The 17,973-nt window shown below is 41.0% G+C and carries 19 protein-coding genes; 4 read left to right on the plus strand and 15 right to left on the minus strand.

The window, feature by feature from the left end:
- The first annotated feature begins 55 nt into the window (after positions 1–55).
- A complete protein-coding gene (locus AC58QG_RS03115; RefSeq protein WP_497362767.1) occupies positions 56–964 on the plus strand; it encodes an acetamidase/formamidase family protein in 909 nt (302 codons plus the stop codon).
- A gap of 170 nt (positions 965–1,134) precedes the next feature.
- Here the strand turns inward: AC58QG_RS03115 and AC58QG_RS03120 are convergent, their stop codons facing one another.
- The 6 genes from AC58QG_RS03120 to AC58QG_RS03145 all read right to left on the minus strand — a co-directional run bounded on the left by AC58QG_RS03120 (position 1,135) and on the right by AC58QG_RS03145 (position 5,891).
- Positions 1,135–1,533 carry a hypothetical protein gene (locus AC58QG_RS03120; protein ID WP_497360642.1) on the minus strand — a complete coding sequence of 133 codons (399 nt, stop codon included), beginning with the start codon at positions 1,531–1,533 and terminating at the stop codon, positions 1,135–1,137.
- Between the two features lie 227 nt (positions 1,534–1,760).
- Positions 1,761–2,252: a P-loop nucleotide/nucleoside kinase family protein gene (locus AC58QG_RS03125; protein ID WP_497360643.1), complete on the minus strand. Its 492-nt coding sequence runs from the start codon at positions 2,250–2,252 to the stop codon at positions 1,761–1,763.
- A gap of 147 nt (positions 2,253–2,399) precedes the next feature.
- Positions 2,400–2,918, minus strand: a complete 519-nt coding sequence (locus AC58QG_RS03130) for a DinB family protein (RefSeq protein ID WP_497360644.1) — start codon at positions 2,916–2,918, stop codon at positions 2,400–2,402.
- Between the two features lie 135 nt (positions 2,919–3,053).
- Entirely contained in the window at positions 3,054–3,449 is a 396-nt protein-coding gene (locus tag AC58QG_RS03135; protein WP_497360645.1) for a VOC family protein, read from the minus strand.
- A gap of 654 nt (positions 3,450–4,103) precedes the next feature.
- On the minus strand, positions 4,104–4,784 hold the full coding sequence (locus AC58QG_RS03140) for an NAD(P)H-dependent oxidoreductase (protein ID WP_497360646.1): 681 nt from the start codon (positions 4,782–4,784) through the stop codon (positions 4,104–4,106).
- Between the two features lie 627 nt (positions 4,785–5,411).
- Complete coding sequence (locus AC58QG_RS03145; RefSeq protein ID WP_497360647.1) at positions 5,412–5,891, minus strand: hypothetical protein; 480 nt, start codon at positions 5,889–5,891, stop codon at positions 5,412–5,414.
- A 336-nt stretch (positions 5,892–6,227) separates the two neighbouring features.
- Here AC58QG_RS03145 and AC58QG_RS03150 point away from each other — a divergent pair, with 336 nt between their 5' ends.
- Positions 6,228–6,938, plus strand: coding sequence for a YwaF family protein (locus AC58QG_RS03150; RefSeq protein ID WP_497360648.1), 711 nt, complete (start codon positions 6,228–6,230; stop codon positions 6,936–6,938).
- Between the two features lie 73 nt (positions 6,939–7,011).
- On the opposite strand, the gene AC58QG_RS03155 is transcribed toward AC58QG_RS03150, so the two are convergent.
- Positions 7,012–7,497, minus strand: a complete 486-nt coding sequence (locus AC58QG_RS03155) for a GyrI-like domain-containing protein (RefSeq protein WP_497360649.1) — start codon at positions 7,495–7,497, stop codon at positions 7,012–7,014.
- 180 nt (positions 7,498–7,677) lie between these two features.
- The gene (locus AC58QG_RS03160; RefSeq protein ID WP_497360650.1) at positions 7,678–8,154 is read right to left on the minus strand and encodes a hypothetical protein; all 477 of its coding nucleotides are present in this window, start codon (positions 8,152–8,154) and stop codon (positions 7,678–7,680) included.
- 234 nt (positions 8,155–8,388) lie between these two features.
- Here AC58QG_RS03160 and AC58QG_RS03165 point away from each other — a divergent pair, with 234 nt between their 5' ends.
- Positions 8,389–8,604 carry a hypothetical protein gene (locus AC58QG_RS03165; RefSeq protein WP_497360651.1) on the plus strand — a complete coding sequence of 72 codons (216 nt, stop codon included), beginning with the start codon at positions 8,389–8,391 and terminating at the stop codon, positions 8,602–8,604.
- 222 nt (positions 8,605–8,826) lie between these two features.
- Here AC58QG_RS03165 and AC58QG_RS03170 read toward each other — a convergent pair whose 3' ends face one another.
- The gene (locus AC58QG_RS03170; RefSeq protein WP_497360652.1) at positions 8,827–9,234 is read right to left on the minus strand and encodes a hypothetical protein; all 408 of its coding nucleotides are present in this window, start codon (positions 9,232–9,234) and stop codon (positions 8,827–8,829) included.
- 351 nt (positions 9,235–9,585) lie between these two features.
- Between AC58QG_RS03170 and AC58QG_RS03175 the strand changes: the two genes are divergently transcribed.
- Complete coding sequence (locus AC58QG_RS03175; protein ID WP_497360653.1) at positions 9,586–12,621, plus strand: hypothetical protein; 3,036 nt, start codon at positions 9,586–9,588, stop codon at positions 12,619–12,621.
- Positions 12,622–12,712: 91 nt separating this feature from the next.
- Here AC58QG_RS03175 and AC58QG_RS03180 read toward each other — a convergent pair whose 3' ends face one another.
- The 6 genes from AC58QG_RS03180 to AC58QG_RS03205 form a co-directional block, all read right to left on the minus strand.
- Positions 12,713–12,934, minus strand: coding sequence for a hypothetical protein (locus tag AC58QG_RS03180; protein ID WP_497360654.1), 222 nt, complete (start codon positions 12,932–12,934; stop codon positions 12,713–12,715).
- 30 nt (positions 12,935–12,964) lie between these two features.
- Positions 12,965–13,324: a Rieske (2Fe-2S) protein gene (locus tag AC58QG_RS03185; protein WP_497360655.1), complete on the minus strand. Its 360-nt coding sequence runs from the start codon at positions 13,322–13,324 to the stop codon at positions 12,965–12,967.
- Between the two features lie 15 nt (positions 13,325–13,339).
- Positions 13,340–14,395: an amidohydrolase family protein gene (locus AC58QG_RS03190; RefSeq protein WP_497360656.1), complete on the minus strand. Its 1,056-nt coding sequence runs from the start codon at positions 14,393–14,395 to the stop codon at positions 13,340–13,342.
- Positions 14,396–14,448: 53 nt separating this feature from the next.
- Complete coding sequence (locus AC58QG_RS03195; protein ID WP_497360657.1) at positions 14,449–16,017, minus strand: extracellular solute-binding protein; 1,569 nt, start codon at positions 16,015–16,017, stop codon at positions 14,449–14,451.
- Between the two features lie 70 nt (positions 16,018–16,087).
- Complete coding sequence (locus tag AC58QG_RS03200) at positions 16,088–16,948, minus strand: carbohydrate ABC transporter permease (RefSeq protein WP_497360658.1); 861 nt, start codon at positions 16,946–16,948, stop codon at positions 16,088–16,090.
- A gap of 13 nt (positions 16,949–16,961) precedes the next feature.
- Positions 16,962–17,864, minus strand: coding sequence for an ABC transporter permease (locus AC58QG_RS03205; RefSeq protein ID WP_497362768.1), 903 nt, complete (start codon positions 17,862–17,864; stop codon positions 16,962–16,964).
- Positions 17,865–17,973: the final 109 nt, after the last annotated feature.

Below are 17,973 nucleotides of genomic sequence, written 5' to 3' on the forward strand. Positions count from 1 at the left end.
TTTCTTCATTATATACTTTGACGCTATAAACCAACGTTCAGTTCTCGATGATTCTATAGTTCACCTCACTTGGGAGAACTCGCTCAAACCGAGGTTAACGATTAAGCCTGGCGACATGGTTACTATGGATTGCCGGGAAGCATCAGACGGTTATATCCGACCGGATCGTCCTATCGAAGAAATGCTCGGTCCGAGGGAAGCGAAAGGACATCCATTAACAGGCCCCATTTTCATTGAGGGTGCAGAACCGGGAGACAGTATCGACGTGGAGATTCTAGGGTTTCAACACAAGGGTTGGGGATGGACCCGTTGTATTCCGTTCGGTGGTCTTTTGCCAGGCGAGTTCACGGATTATATCACCCTATGGGAGCTGAAGGAAGATTATTCCGATTTCAAGCCAGGAATTCGCATTCCTTTGGAACCGTTCTGCGGCTGTATGGGTGTCGCGCCTGCCGAATCTGGTCCGCATGACACAACTCCGCCTCGAAATTCAGGAGGAAACATGGACATTCGCCATCTAGTGGCAGGCTCCATACTCTTCCTTCCGGTATATGTGACCGGTGCCCTTTTCTCTGCCGGAGACTGCCACGCTGCTCAAGGTGATGGCGAGGTCTGCATCACCGGCATCGAGGCACCTATGCAGGTCACAATGCGATTTCAGCTCCGTAAAGGTCATACCATTCCTACACCTCAATTTATTTCGCCTAGTCCACTTACAAAAGCTGACACCAAAGGCTATTTTGCTACGACTGGTATCGAACCTGACTTAATGGAGGCAGCAAAGCAGTCAATCAGATATATGATAGATCATCTTGTGCAAACCTATAATCTGACGCGGGAGGAGTCCTATCACCTATGTTCCGTTGTTGTGGATCTTAAGATCAGCGAGATCGTCAATTCGCCTAACTGGATTGTTTCGGCCTACTTACCTTTAAGCATTTTTATTGAGGTTGGTTCAGCGTAGTTGTGAACCCCGACAAACAACCAACCTTGATTACATACACACGTTAACTGAATTAGGCTGCGTTGCATTATCCTCTCATTAGCTTAGGATGGTCGCCGCGACAACAAATTGAACTATCGTTCGCCATTAGTTAAATCCCTTACTCTACGTTCATCTTACTAGATAATTAGTTATTTCAGGATTGTGATAGCAACTTTAATTTTTTCATCCATTTCGTTGCTTTGATTCTTCCCATAGACATAAAAAATTAAAACATTATTTATAATGAACGCTTTGTGTTTTACAAAATCAACAGGTCTATTGTAAAAGTCTTCATGACCTTTTATCCGTTCTTTCTCTGACTTGAATATATAAAAATGAATTACGCCGTCTGACAATTCGTAATAGCTCGGGGTTACCCCGTTTATTCCTTGCTGGAATATGTTCTCTGCATTTTCATCTGCCTTATTGAGTTGCATTCCCTCATTTTGAAAAGCTGCTAATACTTGCTCAAGGGTCAATGCTTTGTTTGTACTAGTACACCCTATTATTACCAGAAGGAAAAGAGAGATAATTATATGAATTTTCATTTTACCTCCAGAATAGAAGACCTCAATAAAAGTGGATTATTAAGCAATCTGACTACCTCGAATAGGAGCTTGCCCTTATCTATACATCCCGTCAATGCTAGTAATATTACTCTTGTAAAGTAATTTTCAATTTCACTCCACTAATCTGCCCGTTAGCGGAATAGGCCACCGAATTTATCACCGGCTGCCAACTAGATCTTGTTATGAAGCTATCGTTCTGCGTTAGTTTAATCGGCGGAAGTTTCAAGTTCCTCTGGTGAAGGTGGCTCGAAAATTTGAATCCATTCTTTGAGTTTAGCTTTGGGTATAAAAAAAGTTCCCTCTGGGTTCATCACATTTCTAGCTTCTAGACGTTCAAACAATACTTCTTCAGGCACATCAACAAAATGAATTATAAAGTCAGCCCCAAGCTTATTAGCTCGAGAACGAAACTCGTCTCGTTGACTTCGAACCCAACACCCAAAATCCAGAATAACATCAACACCAAGAATTAAAACTCTAGATGCCACTTCCCACATTAGGGATTCCACAGAATCATGTCTAGAGTCATGCTTTGTTTCGTCAGACTCCGTCATGTTATCCCCGAAATCATGCCCAAATAAACGGATATGCCATTCATCGGGAGTAAGGCGAAGTGCAGAGTATTTCGTTTCGAGTTGACGAGCCAAAGTAGTCTTACCGCTACATGGGAGACCAACCATTAAATGAAGGGACGCCACGAGATTCCATCTCCTTTTTTAAAACATTGAATTAATCCGCGCTTTACGCCGGCAGCATCGCCCTGATTTCTTATTGAATAAACGTTCTGCGTTCGTTGAATGACTAAATTTCTTGTTTCCAGGGAAATGATGTTTCACATGTTAACATTACTTTTTTAATATACCTATATATTCTTTCCAAGGCCCAATGTCCGCCCTGTATCTATCGGCCATTACCCGTACGATTTGAGCAATGTGCGCTAAATCATGAACAACCCAGGTAGAAAGTAATTCTCTTAACTTCACTACACCTAATCTAGGGTGTAAACCTGTCAATTCAAGATTCAATTCAGTTTCAATAAGAACCTTAAGTTTGGTTAGATTTTGTGTTCTAAGCGTTTTAAATTCAAGTAACTTTTGTTCAATCGATGATATTTCATTTAAATGAGAATAGCGATCAAATGAGGGGAATGGTTTACTTTCACCTTCCTGAAGAATATATTCTAACCTTGGTATCCAAGTATCTTCCTCTAACTCAATAAGGTGTTCAATTACTTCAGAGACATTCCAGGTTCCTTCGCCTTCATTGCATTTCAACCATGTATCAGATATACCAGATAAAAAAAACTCCAATGCTTGTGGTGTACGTTCCAGAACCTCAATTGCTTCTTTCATATTAAAATTCATATAACTACTCCTTTCTATAATATATGAACAAACCAGCTCGTTACTTCAATAAAAAAGGAACAGCTACTGGCTGAGGCAATCTGCTCCATTATTTTAACTATCGTTCTGCGTTAGCTCTATGTTCAAACTCTGTCTCTATGCCAATTGTTGCGCAATCTCCCATGTATGTCCTGCTGGATCAATGAATGAAGCCGTTCGTACTCCCCACGGCCGGTCGATCGGACCGTTAAGAAGAGCAACCCCGTATTTTTCTAATTCAGCACAGATTGGATCCACTTCATCCACTCGAATGGTTAGCAGGAATCGGGATCCGGATTCACGTGTTGCGATCGTTCCCGGCTTCATCAATTCATATGACTCGGAAATGTCCAGGAGGTTCACGCTCATATTCCCGAAATTAAAAACCGCAGAAACCTCGTCTTCATATACAGCTTGAATTCCGAATACTTCTTGATAGAACGCCTTAACTTTCTGAATATCCTCAACAAACAGCGTAATAACATCCACATTCATTGATCCTAAAGTCCTCATCTGTACACCCTCTCCATTTAAAATTGACATTAAATTTCTAGCATTTGTTCGAGTTCGGCCTTCTGGCGCAGGTGATGGCGATAATGAATGTCGACCATTTCGAACCACTCCCGCGCATTTAGCCAACCAAAACCATCGTGTCTCTCTTTATAGTTGGGGTTAATCGAATCTACTCTTCCTTAAGACAAAACTCCAGGCTCTGATATAACGCATCACATCACCTTTCCACTTGTAAATTTATGTAATCGTTACTATCATACCATATATGAAAATTGACATTTCTTATGAATTGCTTTGTTACATCACGAACTTCACCATATCTACCTACCGCCTAATGTGATGAATCCTATTCCTGTTAGCACAAAAAGGCTGCACGCGGCAGCCTTTTAAGTTGTTCAACTATAGTTCACTGTTAGTTCAATCCATTGAATGCTCCTAACGCTCCAATTCTCAGCGGAATGTACCCTTCATGTTTGTCTTCTTATTTAACAAAAGGGCCATTTCGTTAAAGAACGAAAAAAACTGTAGAATGGTTTCTACAGTTCTCAATAAATGCCCAAGGACAAAAAAGTTTATACAAAAAAGTAAAAAGACAAGAATCAAAGGGCATCTGTTTTTTATAAAAGAACTCTCTTACCAACCTGTCTGCAATCATTAACTAATCCACTGCACAATATCCTTCATGTCTTTTCTTCCTCTAGGGAATACAGGCTCATTTGCTCGGTATCCAAATGCGACCATAGCCGAAACAGCTAAGTGACCATCCTCTAGTAAGTTTTCTTCCGCAAGGAGTTTTTCTACCTTATCGATATAAAATCCTTCTATTGGACAAGAGTCAATTCCTAGTAACGCTCCTACAGTCATCATATTGGCAAAGGGAAGAAAGGTTTGTCTTTTAGCCCAATCCAACGCTTTTTGCTCATTTTCAAACAGATTTTGTTGGTTTACTTGGAAATTTCTAATACCCTCTATTATTTGATCGGATTTTTCATCTGGAACACCCCAAACATTAAGCCAGTGATTTTTTACATATTCTGAGTCGTACCTTGTATCCTTGCTTGTTCTGGAAAGAATGATAACGAAATGGCTCGCAGTTGGCAGATGACCTTGTGCGCCTGGAGAAATTTCTTTTAACTTTTCTCTGAATTCCTGATTTTGGACAACGAGGAATTTCCATGGTTCAATGCCACATGAGCTCGGAGAAAGTCGGGCTGCTTCTAAGATTACATTAAAATCTTCCTCTGAGATTTTTTTAGTTGGATCAAAGCTTTTTATAGCACGTCTAAAATTAAACGCATCAAGAATTTCTTGTCTATTTATCACTTTTTGTGTCATATTCATACACTTCCTTCTTAGTTGTTTTAGATAAGTTAGTCTTTATATGCATTTCATCGATAAGAAAATATATACGATTATATTTACCTTACTTTTGAAGAGATTGACTTACTCATCCAGTTAATCCAACATCTTTTGTTTAAACAATGGATGTTGTATACTCGATTGATTCTAAAGTAGATTTCATTTATTCTCAATCATCAGTATTGGTGTTTTATCGCCTAAACAACAAACAAATTAAATTGTTGTCTATTCACAGAAAAGAGAGGGATAAATATGGAAGAGATGAAAGTAGATCCACCTATTATTCGGACAAGAAAATTGTTAATGGATGCCTCCATTACAGAAGAAATATTAGAAAGCATTGTGAAACACTTGAAGCATTACGATAGGTTACGGAGCATCTGTGGATTGGGAGAATAATAGTTCACTTTCAGCAGAACAATATATAAAAAAAGCCTTACCTTTTATAGTGACGGAAATAAATAATTTAAAAGGATGATTATTGACCGTTTTTTATCACAATCATTGTTTTATTGAACTTGCGTTTGCTAACTTGATTTGGAATTAAGTACCATTACTTTGACGCAACATATAATGGGTGATTCACATAAAATGATTTGTTTCTTAAAGCTTTTCCATAAAAGCTAGCACATGTTCTTTCACCTGTGCTTTTTCTTCCTGTGTCATATTATTTAATTTTAAATTCATTGCATGGTCAGAGGTTATAAGGATTGTGGAGGGATCTTGAAGTTTTCCTTTAAGGGTATTTCCTTCTTCAGTAAGCAACAGCTTAGATTTGTTTGCATAGGAATGGATTATTTCTGTTTGTATATAATTACCTTCCATATCATAAAAATCCTCAATAGATTTAATATCCGATTTCTTATGGGTTTTCCCTTCCTCAATAGTGGTTATTGCATTCACTATCTTGTAACCCGTTCTTTCAAAGAATCCTTTATCATTTTGATTATCATCAAGTGTTTCTATTGCAAAAACTTCAATGGTTTCATATTTCTCTGTTTGACTACATGCACTTATAAGCAGAAAAGTGAACATGAATAAACAAATCTTCACCATAATAATTAGCTTTTTGTTGAAATACATTTCTTCACTCCTATTATGGATTAGTTCTGCATTTTAGATTCCTATTATACCATATTATGGGTATTAATGGTTTTGAAACTCGATATATAGCCTGATATTCCGCTATCCTGCCCAATAGCTTAATGAATGAAAACAAGGAGCAGCTGCCGCGGGGGCTTAACTGCTCCTTGTTTGATTGAACTAGAGTTCACCGTTAGTTTAATCCAGTAATAATTACATTGAAAGCTATACACCCAATGTTTTTGTATGTCATTCAGATTTGTATCATTTCAAGTATGGATAAAATAGTTCGCAGAATAGCTACATACATTTCCAATTAAAAGGAAGGGGATTTTTATGGACTGGTTTTCGGAAACGGAGTATCCTTTTGCCATGTTTACTCCACAACATATTCTTCCGCTTGTTGGAATAGCTTTACTGGTTCTGCTGCTATATCGGTTTAAAAACTCGCTTCGCCAAGACGCCTGGAAGAAAAGAACCAGGTTTGGACTTTGCACACTCCTCATCGGGTTTGAAGTCTTACTGTACGGATGGTATTTTTATTTCGAACAATTTTCCATTGAGCAGTCCCTTCCCCTTCAGCTATGCAGTATCAGCTACATCTTGACCATCGTCATACTGCTTTTTCCATTTTATCGGATTTATGAATTTTTATACTTTGCAGGTGCCGGCGGTGCCATACAGGCATTGCTGACACCGGCGGCCATCCTGTCCGGATTTCCCCATTTCACTTATTTTTACTTTTTTATCGGTCATGGCGCCATTGTATGGGTTGCCTTGTATATGACCTGGGTACATGGCTATCGGCCAACGTGGCGTTCGATTTGGAGAGTGCTTCTGTTTATGAACGGTCTTTTGGTAGTCATCATCCCTGTAAATTGGATAACAGGAGGAAACTACCTGTTCGTCGCAGAAAAACCGTCCGGTGATACGCTTCTTAATTATCTGGGTCCTTGGCCTTGGTACTTGTTATCCCTTGAGGGGGTGGCGGTGATTATCTTCATTTTTATGTACCTCCCCTTTCTGCGCCTTAGGTCTAACACCTAAGCTTCCGCCGATACTTTTTCCAGGCCTTAAGCTCGGTCTTAGCAGAATGAATCTGACCTTGGAATTTAGTCGATTACTTCCTCTTTATTGGAAAATGTAACAAAAAATCTGCACTTCCACGTTCTAATGGTGAATGTATCTTCGAATACATCTCGAACCCATGAGTTCCTGCTTGTTCGTACTCTGAATTCTTTATCCATTCATACAACTCCCCATATGCATCACCAGCTCTGTCAATGTCTCCTTGGTATTCTAAAACAGCATATGTCGCTTTAGGAAGTTCGTATGAAATCATGTCTACTGGCGGTTCTACATCATGTTTAACTTCAACGCCAGCTATCCATGTAAACAGATCAGTATTAGGATTATAATTTGGCGGGTCAATGAAAACTCCATATGTAATCGGAAATCCTACGGTACCATTTACCTCTTCTAATCTTTCATTGAAAGATTGTTGGAGTGTTGGAATTATCATTTGCTCTCTAGTGTCTTGCAGTAATGTTTCCAGTTTCATTCCTATGATACGGGTTTGTTCTCGTCCAATGATTTTTATAGCCATCCTAGACCTCCATAATTAATTCTCAATATTACTTTATTGAACTATCCTGCCTTAGTTGAGAAAGGCAGCCGGTTTATTCGGCAGCCTCTAGTTGATAATCATCTATTGCGTTAAACTGCCCTTTAGTTGAACTGGCTACCGAAAAGCTTGCCATTATTTATTTCTCTATTATGTGAGATTTCAGGGTAGATTTAACGGTTTATATTCAAACGTTTCCGCACTTTCCTGAAGTAATCGGCAAAAAGAACGGTTATGGCCTATGTAAAAGGATGAAAGATCAAATCGATTCCTTGCTGGTTCAAAGGATACTAATACTCGATGGCGCATACGCTTCATGGTTAATTGTATGAATTGCTCAGCTTGCTCTGAGGCTATGATTGTAATATACGCATATAGGGAATGGTCTTCTGGCTCATCTAGCGGGCTAACTCCCGCACAAGAAAACTCAGTCGCTATGTCTTTCTGCTTAAGGGATGTCAACGCGGGAAACAATTGCTGATCCACCTGGACATCTTCAAACAGAGTGGTCATTTTCGCCTGTTTGCGCTTTTTGTCTCGATCTATCCATTGCAGTAATTCCTCCCCGCGACGATGCCACTGTGCTTTGGTTTGATGGCTCATAATGATTTCTCTATCTTCATTGGCATTCGTCCTCATCAGAAATCCAGACCTCCTTTGAATATCTCTTATTCGACTTCTTCAGCAAGCAGAAAACCCGGATATTATAGTCAGGAATCTCCAAGTTAATCTTATATTGTGTTTTACGATGAACAAAAGGCTGCAACGGCACCTTACTAAGATTAAATCGTTTTCCCGTACATAAAATCACCATTAATCGAAAATTATATAACAGTTGTTTAGTACAAATACATTATCTTGGAGGTTCGAAAATTGGCACAACAAATTGATCCAAACCAGTTGAAGAAAGCAGAAGCAGCAACAACACTTGCTAAAAGTCTTATTAGTCAAGCTATTGAACAATCAGCAGCTAATCCTACACTTTGTGAAGAAGCTCTAAAGCAAGCATCAAATGAAATAGCACAAGCTCAAACAATGATTAGTCAAGCTCAATCGACACTACAAAGTTCTTCTCAACAATCTGTGTGAAATAAAAAATATGAGAACATTTACTTTGTATGTAGGTTAACTTAAAAGATTATCTAAACCGTATAGGTTGTCATGCCTACTTAACTGAATATTTCTAAACGTTAATCTGCACGTTATATAAAAAGACTGGTGGGAACAATGTACGTCCCTTCAGTCTTTATTTTTAGTCACAATAACAAGCAGTAGTGAAATGAACTAACGTTCTCCCGTTAGCTCAACAACCTATTTTATCTTATCTTCATATTTTTTTCCATGGGTTTCCCAGTTAATAACGATTGTTACTCTGTCCTCCTCTATAACATCTAATGTAGTAAAATCATTGTCAGATTCCATCAAGGCATATTCGATGATAAATTCATTCGTATTTCGCTTTTTGATTTCATCAATAATAATCCCGTACTTCTCCTCGTATTCTTCCTGATATTCTCCTTTGTTTATCAGTTTCGCTTTATAAGACGGATCATAAATATTTATTATTTGTGTTCCAAATTCAGTCCCTTGTGCAAAGGAAATCATTTCTACTTCGTGAAGATCATCCAAATCACCGGTTGTATTTATACATAATATTAAAAAAATGCGTTCCATCGTGTTCAATAACTTTTTTCTGAATTGTGGCTTTCCATTGTTCACCCTCGGACTGAAAAATTATTTTATCCTCAATTGGCTCTCTACTTGAACAGGTACTTAATAAGAGCAACAAAAAAACACACAAACTTAGTTTTTTCATGAAATTGCTCCCTATTACATTTTCTTACATCATCTATAAAGTTAAACGCTCACACCTTGTATAAGTTTCGTCTTACAAATATCCTTCCCTTTACGTCGCAGTAGATCTCCGATTGATTACCGTAGTGTTGATCTGAACTAAACTGCCATTAGCTTACATGATAGTGTCGGAAAGTCTATTGGATTCGTCCAATCAGACATCTTTTTATAGTCATATATTAGTATGATAGAGATTCAAAAGGAGGTACCGCATTTATGGGGAGTGTTATTCTAGTTAAGAAAGCCATTGAGTCCATAGGTATCAAAAAAATCAAAGAGATTGAAATAAACTATTTATATGGGGATAAATTTGAGCTGTCTTTCAATAAAGACGAAGATGAGGATGAAAGAAAGGATGAACTCAAGACCTTTCTAGAAAGTATTGATTGGAAATGCGTTGTGGAAGTGAAAATAAAGGTTTACAACGGAGATAAGATAAAAATTGAATTTGATGTTGATGACGATCAACATCATGATAAACGGGGGCGAACAGGTCCGACTGGTGCGACAGGTGCTGCTGGAGCCACTGGTACATCAGGTGCTACTGGAGCAACAGGTGCGACAGGAACTACAGGAACTACAGGAGCAACAGGTGCAACAGGTGCAACAGGTGCTACAGGAGTTACAGGTGCTACAGGAGTTACAGGTGCTACAGGAACTACAGGAGCAACAGGTGCAACAGGTGCAACAGGTGCAACAGGTGCAACAGGTGCTACTGGAGTTACAGGTGCTACAGGAGTTACAGGTGCTACAGGAACTACAGGAGCAACAGGTGCAACAGGTGCAACAGGTGCAACAGGTCCTTCTCAGTTACTTGTAAATCAGACGGCATTTGTCGATTCTATGTATGGTAACAACGCAACGGCCATGCTTGATGATATGACAAAACCTTGGCAAACGGCAGCTGCGGCTGTGGCTGCCGCTCCTTCGGGCACAACAATCATAGTACGTCCCGGATCCTATACAGAGACGAATTTGGCTAAAGACGGGATCAGTTGGGTATTTGAAAAGGGAGCCATCGTCACAGCAGTTGCAAATCTTTTTGATGATCTAGGAAGCACGATTGATTTTGATGTACTTGGTGAGGGTCTGTTTTTGAGCAATGCAGCAACAGTTGCTGGCAGTTCCATTCTCCAAAGCACCGGTGCCAGCACGATCCACTTTGATTGTGAATCCATGAGTGATACGGTCGGCATCACGATCAATCTCACCGGAGGAGGCAATTACACCATTAACGTCCAGGAGAGTATCACGAACGGCTTCATCGGAGGTTCTGCTCTTGTAATTTCGAGTGGTACGTTATTTATGAAAGCTTTTGAAATTACAAATGATACCAGCGGTACAGATGACCTCATCATGTTTACGGGGACAGAACCGATAAGCGTGAATCTCGAAGCCACGATGATCACTAGTGGTGGCAGGGCTGTCTTGGTGAACAACAGTGCTCCGAACCAATTGTCGGTTATCACCATGCGAACCCGAATCATACAGGCCAATTCCGGGCTCATTATAGATGTCACTCCTGTATTTGCCGGAAGCTTTATCAGTTACTCCTTAGCTTTAGTAGGCGTTTCTAAAGGGGTATCTATCCAAGGCGGTTCGATTAGTTTGGATTCATTTATTTTGGTCGTGATTAATCAAGGAGCTCCAACACTCTTTCTTGGCGGGTCTGCTCAATTCACGGGTGATTTTGATAGAATATTTAGTCAAGATGCATGTATTTTAATGCTAAATGGAGAGGCAGTTATCCATACCAAAACTATGAACTCCTTCCAGACAATGAGCCCCGCCATCGATCTTCAAGGCGGTCAAATGAGATTGCAGGTAGATCTTATTTCCAGCGAGTCTGGCTGTATTCAAGTAAATGGGGGCAGTCACAAGCTGACAGTTATGCAGATGTCGACCAATGGACAGACGGTTCCGGCAGTACGCGTGGCCAATAATGGCATCTTATTTCTCAATTTCCAAGAGATTACCGGCTCTGTTAACGGACTTATTACTGTGGAGAGCGGTGGCAATTTGAATATGATCGGAGATCGCATCAACACCAACGATACCGGCAGCGGCTTAAAGACAGCCTTACTTTTAGTCGATGGTCAAGTCGATGCGAATGTTAATGTGATCTCTGCATTTGGAAGCTGCATCCATCTATCGTCCGGCGGCGGCAACCCCAATCTGCGTTGTTACGTAAATGAGCTATCCAGCACAGTGAACCCAGACCCTATTTTTGCGGGAACTAGCTTAATTCTTCAAGAAACAGGCAACGCCATCATTCGATTCGATCGGATGGCTGCTTTCTTTTCATCGCAAATGATACGAGTTATAGATGGCAATCTTGAAATAGATGGAGAGCTTATATTCAACCCCTCTGCACCCTCCTCTACAGGAATCGTGGTTTCCGGAGGGACTTTTAATGGCAACATAAAAAAAATTCAACTTGGCACACGGGCATTGGAGGCGAGCTCAGGCAGCGTAACGCTCACATTTGTCGAGATTTCAGTGTTTCAGCCCGACTCAGAACGTATTATCATTGCGCTGGGAGGAAATGTTGCAGCCCGAATCGTCGGCGATTTAATACAGGGCGGTACGGATTATGCAGGAATTATTGTTTCGGACACGGCATTTCTAGAGGCGCATATCAACGAAATGAGAGTGGCTGGTACTTGTCTTCAATATAATTCTACAGCATCTTCAAACTTCTTTTTCGATGTGCTTACTGTAGCGAGCGGTGTAACGCTAATGGATACAGCAGCCATTGCTATGTCCACCGGTACTTTGCAGGTAAAGGGTAGCAGGATTGAAAATGGAACGGGACTTATCACCGGATTTGGTATTCTTCTTGCTAATGATGCCAATTTTATCGGAGATATCGATTACATTCGCTCTTCGAACAATGGGTTACGAACCTCCAGCACAGGCAGAGTTCAATTATATGCAGATGAGGTAGAGTCGTTTGATGTAGGAACTATTCAAATTAGCAACCTGCCTAATGGTAACTCTGCGGACTATACGTTTAAAGGTTTATATCGAACCTTTGGTCCCACATCAACGGTTATAATTGACAGTCCAGAACCGCCAAATATACTTCGGTTCATCAATACGACTCTTATTAGCAACGTTTCCCCTTCCATATTCTCAACAGTTGCTGTAGTAGTCAAGAACTATGGCATTCTTACATCCACGTTTCCAGAGGATGCTACTGTCTCATTCTTATTCCCCATTTCGGTTAATATTGATCCCGCAGTTAATTAAGAGCATATACGTAATGGAGGCTGCCGTTTGTTCCGGCAGCCTCCATTCGCTCTGTATTGATTTATCGTTCACCGATAGCGTAATCGTGAGGTCAAGCTGAATAGTTGTAACCCATTAAAAGAAGGTTTTCTTTTAATAGCTTCAAAACAATCCTCTGTACTTGCGTGTTTTCCTTAAGGTATACCTGGAGTAATTTAATTGCTTGAGTAGCTATACCTTTATTCCTATATTGATAATTACCAATAAGTACGTCCATTTCATATGTCACCAACAATAGTGGTAAACCGTAAATTCCTTTTTCCTTCAGTTCCAATTGATTCCTCATATTCTGTATTCTCGTTGCCTACTTCCTTACTAGTTCAACACCAACTTTGCCATCTTGCACATTCACCTTATACGTTTTTACCCAAATCTTGTCACTAAATAAAGATTTACCTGTTCGAATATCGAATTCCCAGCCATGCCAAGGGCAGCGGAGTATTTCGCCATTTTTACCATACTCATATTCATATACGTCCGAAGGAAGCGTAGTACCAGAAACGAGTCCTGCACACATCGGCGCCCCTTGGTGGGGGCAATAATTGTTTAATGCGAAATATTCGTTGTTTATCCGGTAAATGCCAATGCTCTTCCCTTCGATCGTAACGACGGCATGTCCGCCTTCGGAGACAGCATCTATATCAAGCACATAATGTACCGTCATAAATTCCTCCGTGAGTTAAAGATTATAAAGGCTTTTAGCATTTTCGTAAAAAATTTTACGTTTCGCCTCAGGTTTTAGTCTCCGCAGAATCATACTTGGCGAATCAAAGTCCCAATGCGGATAATCGCTCGAATACAAAATCATATTCTCGGCATCAATCATATTGAACAAATCTATCAAATGCTGTGGATTGTCCGGTTCCTCAATGGGCTGTGTAGTTAAATAGCAATGCTCTCGAATATACTGACTGGGCAACTTCTTAAGCCAAGGGACAGTGGAACGTAAAGCCTTGTAGTTCTTATCCAACCTCCACATCAGGTGTGGCAGCCACGCTATCCCCCCCTCTGTAAGCACCACTTTCAATCTCGGGAACTTCTCAAACACACCTTCGCATACCATGCTGACGAGATGCGCCATAAACATTTGCGACAAGCATGTATGCCACTCGATGTATCGAGAAGGATAACCTGCTGCAGTAGGGGCCGTAGAGCTGCCCCCACCTTCTGCACCAGGATGAATCGCAATAGGTAAACCATTTCGCTCCGCAGCTTCATAGATTGGATGATAAAATCGCTGTCCGAGCGGCGAACGAGCCGCACTAGAAATCATCACTTCAACGATATCGGGATGCCCCCCGACGCGATCGATTTCTCTCGCTGCAAGATAAGGGTCTTGAGTAGCGACAGCCATGGCGCCCTTGAACGCCTTATGCTTACCAAGCCATTCACCAATCAAATAGTCGTTATAAGCTGAACAAATCACTGCTGCATAGTCGGGATCGTGCGTCGTCGAAATATTGTACACAACCCCGGTTAGCACGCAGTATTCAACATTGTAGCCCTCGAGCAGCTGCTTAATCATCAAATCAGGGTCTGAGCCAGCTTTACCACCACCGGCAGGAATGGCATCCTTTTTCATGACACCTACAGGCGAATAGTAGCCAGAACCTGCATATCCAATGCCAGTTGCCGCTACCCGTGAACGCCAAGGTTCAGCCAGATACGGTAGCAAATCTATATCATTTTGTTCATTATGGACATCCACATCAATAACTTTGAAATCTTCAGCCATAAGATTCCCTCCGATCCGGTGATTAAGTAATGTTCACTTCATTACAAAAATGATTATTTCTTCCCGTATGTGCGCGAATAGGAAGCATTGTACATGGCTAGCAATTCGTCAGCTCCGAGTTTCTTTGTCTGATCGATGAATTCTTGATACGTCTTATCGTTGATCGGAGTTTTACCAGAGACGAATTCGGTTAGCTTCTGTTCCAGGTATTTGTTTAGGTTGTTTAGCTTCGATTTCTCCAGCTCCAACTCATCACTTGTCTTAACAATCTGTTTAGGTGCCGGAATAATAAATGGTTCGTATCTCTTGTTAATATCCTTACTCTTGTCGCTTAAGCCACGCTCCCACACCTCACGAGATTTGGCATTATCAAGTGTAACCATGTCGTACCAAACGCCCCAATCCTTGCGTAGTGTTGTGAATGGTGAAGCGCCAAAATCTTTATTGTAGACAGGTTTACCGTTTTCCATCGTATAGGTTTTGCCCTCTATTCCCAACGATAAATAGTTGGAGCCTTCTGCTCCCAGTAAGTAGTCAAGAAATTGAACCGCTCTGTCCTTGTCTTTGACCTTTGCTGAGATTGCCCGGCCGGTAGCACCAACAACCGAACGGGAGAACTGGTAGTTCTTGATGCCGTCTGCAGCAAACTGAGGAATTGCATCGAGTGTGTAATCCGCAATGCCTGCTTTACGCCCTTTGTCCATGAGCGTCTCCAAGTCAGCCTTCCAGAAATACGTGACAAGTGATTTGCCTTTAAGAAGTCGCTCTTCCCACTGTGCTTGCGTAATCATTGAGAATTCAGGATCTAACAGCTTCTCGTTAAACAATTTATTCAAGAAAACAAGTGAATCCTTAAATCCTTTATGATAAGGAGCAAACGCGTACTTATCATTGGATGGGTCGACGTTAAAGAAGCCTTGAATGCCGGTGAAAGCTCTGCCGAAAGTCGTAAATAACCCCGTGTCGCCGACTAGCGCATTATTGATGAGCGGGTAGGTATCTGGCTGTTTGTCTTTTAGCGTTTTAAGGAACTGGTAAAATTCATCCACGGATGTCGGAGCCTTAAGTCCGTACTTATCCATAATGTCCTTACGTGTATACCAGATGAAGTTAAAGCCCTTCCCTTCCGCGTCGCCTTCGATGACAGGAACCGTATAAATACCACCATCAACGCCAGTTGCAACTGCTTTGGCCTCTGGGTATTTGTCGTAGAACGCCTTTAGGTTTGGTGACTTATCCAAGTAATCTTTTAAGTTCAAAAACACTTTATCCGGACCGTGCTGTCTTCCCTCTAAGGTATCTACCTGAATGAAGTCCGTGACTGAATTTGTCGCAATCATAATTTGCTTCTTTTCCTTTAAACCTTCCTGACTAACCACTTGAAACTCTACCTTAACGCCGGTCTTTGTTTCGATTTCCTTGAAAATATCCCAGTCCTGGCGCACTTTTCCTTCCGGGCGGTCGTAGGCCAGCCATGTGAAAGTGATTGGTTTCTTTGACTCGTCTGGTTTCTTTGTTTCTCCTGCTGCGGGAGTACTATTCGGTTCGTTCGAGCAGCCTGCTGCTACAATACCCATGAGCATAACCGTAGTCAATCCTGTTCCGATAGTTCTTTTTTTCATTTGAAAACCTCCCTTTTATGGTGAAAAACATCCATTCCATCTATAGCGATAGATTCCGTAGAATCTAGAACTATCCTTTAATGCCGCCAATCATGGTTCCCTGCACGAAGTATTTCTGAATGAATGGATATACACATAGAATCGGAAGCGTGGCAATGATGATGATGGCGTACTTCATTGTTTGCAGCAGGCTTAGATCCCCTTCACCTTGAATTGTAGTTCCAGCTACAAGAATGTTTCGGAGCATAATTTGCAACGGATACATTGAGCGTTCGTTCAAGTAAATGAGCGCGTCGAAGAATGCGTTCCACTGGTTTACTGCCGTGAATAAGCCAATCGTCATCATTACCGGCAGAGATAGCGGAAGTACGATACGTAACAGTACTTGTAACGAAGAACAGCCATCGATCGTCGCTGCATCTTCAAGTTCTTCCGGCAATGCCTCAAAGAACGTCCGCATAATGAACAAATACCATGTACTAATCAGTGAAGGCAGGACAATGGCCCATATCGAATTCAACATCCCCAACTTTTGTACAACGAGAAACGTTGGGATCATACCACCGCTAAATAGGAGTGTAAAAGCAGCCATCATCAGAATGATTTTACGGCCAGGGAGCCACTTCTTTGCAAGGGGGTAAGCCATTGCCGAGGTTACTAGCAAGGTTAGTATCATTTGAACGATCGTATAACGGATCGTATTCCAATAACTAATCCATAGATCTGGATTGGTGACCAACTGCTTATAAGCAATTAGCGTCACCTCCTTAGGCAAGAGAAGTACATCCCCGCTTGATACAAGGGCGTTATCGCTAATCGAAGCGCTGAATATATAAACCAGTGGGTAGATCATTACGATCATCAACAGGATCATGATTACATAGTTGAAGGTATCAAATACCCTTGAAGCCAGCGATTCTTTGATTTTCAATAGGCTTCCTCCTTTACCATAAGCTCGTTTCTGAATATTTTCTTGCAATACGGTTAGCACAGATCACAAGAATAAGTCCGATCACCGACTGAAATAACCCGACCGCAGTGGCGAAGCTGAAATCCGCATCCAAGATCCCGCGCCTATACACAAACGTGTTGATTACATCCGAAGTTTCATAGTTCATAGAGTTATAAAGCAGCAATATTTTTTGGAATCCTGTTTCCATAAAATGGCCAAGCGTAAGGACGAATAGGATGATCATGACTGGTACCATGCCGACGAAGGTAATATGGCGCATCTGTTGGTATCGGTTCGCCCCATCCATCTTAGCCGCTTCATAAAGTGTTGGATCAATACCGGCAATGGCAGCCAAATACAGAATCGTTCCCCAACCGATTTTTTGCCAAATTTCAGAGCTGACATAGATTGTTCGAAACCAAGAAGGTAACCCTAGGAATAGGACTGGCTCCATCCCAAACATTTTGACAAGAAAAAAATTGATTATCCCGGTTTGAGGAGAAAGAAATGTGACGAGAATTCCGGCAATGACAACCGTTGATAAAAAGTGAGGCATGTAGCTGATACTTTGTACAATTCGTTTGAATGTTTTGTTCTTAAGCTCGTGGAACAAGATGGCTAAGATAATCGGTGCAGGAAAACCAAATAGCAGATCATATACGTTAAGCATGACGGTATTTCGGATCAGCTTCCAGGAATCTGGATTTACATAGAAGAATTCGATAAAATGCTTCAGTCCTACAAACTTACTGCCTAAAATCCCTTTACCGATCGAGTAGTCTTGGAATGCAATGATGATTCCGTACATGGGTACATATTTAAAAATGATGTAATACAAAATCCCAGGTAGCATTAGTAGATATAGTGCTCTGTGTTTCTTTAACATGTACCACATAACATTTCGCTGTGGCATATCACCCACTCACCTCTCTCGGCAGTATTACATGCATCAGTTGATAGCCTAACTATACAGTGTCTACTCCCACCTCCGTAAAGGATACATA

The sequence above is a fragment of the Paenibacillus sp. J22P169 genome (assembly GCF_059691995.1).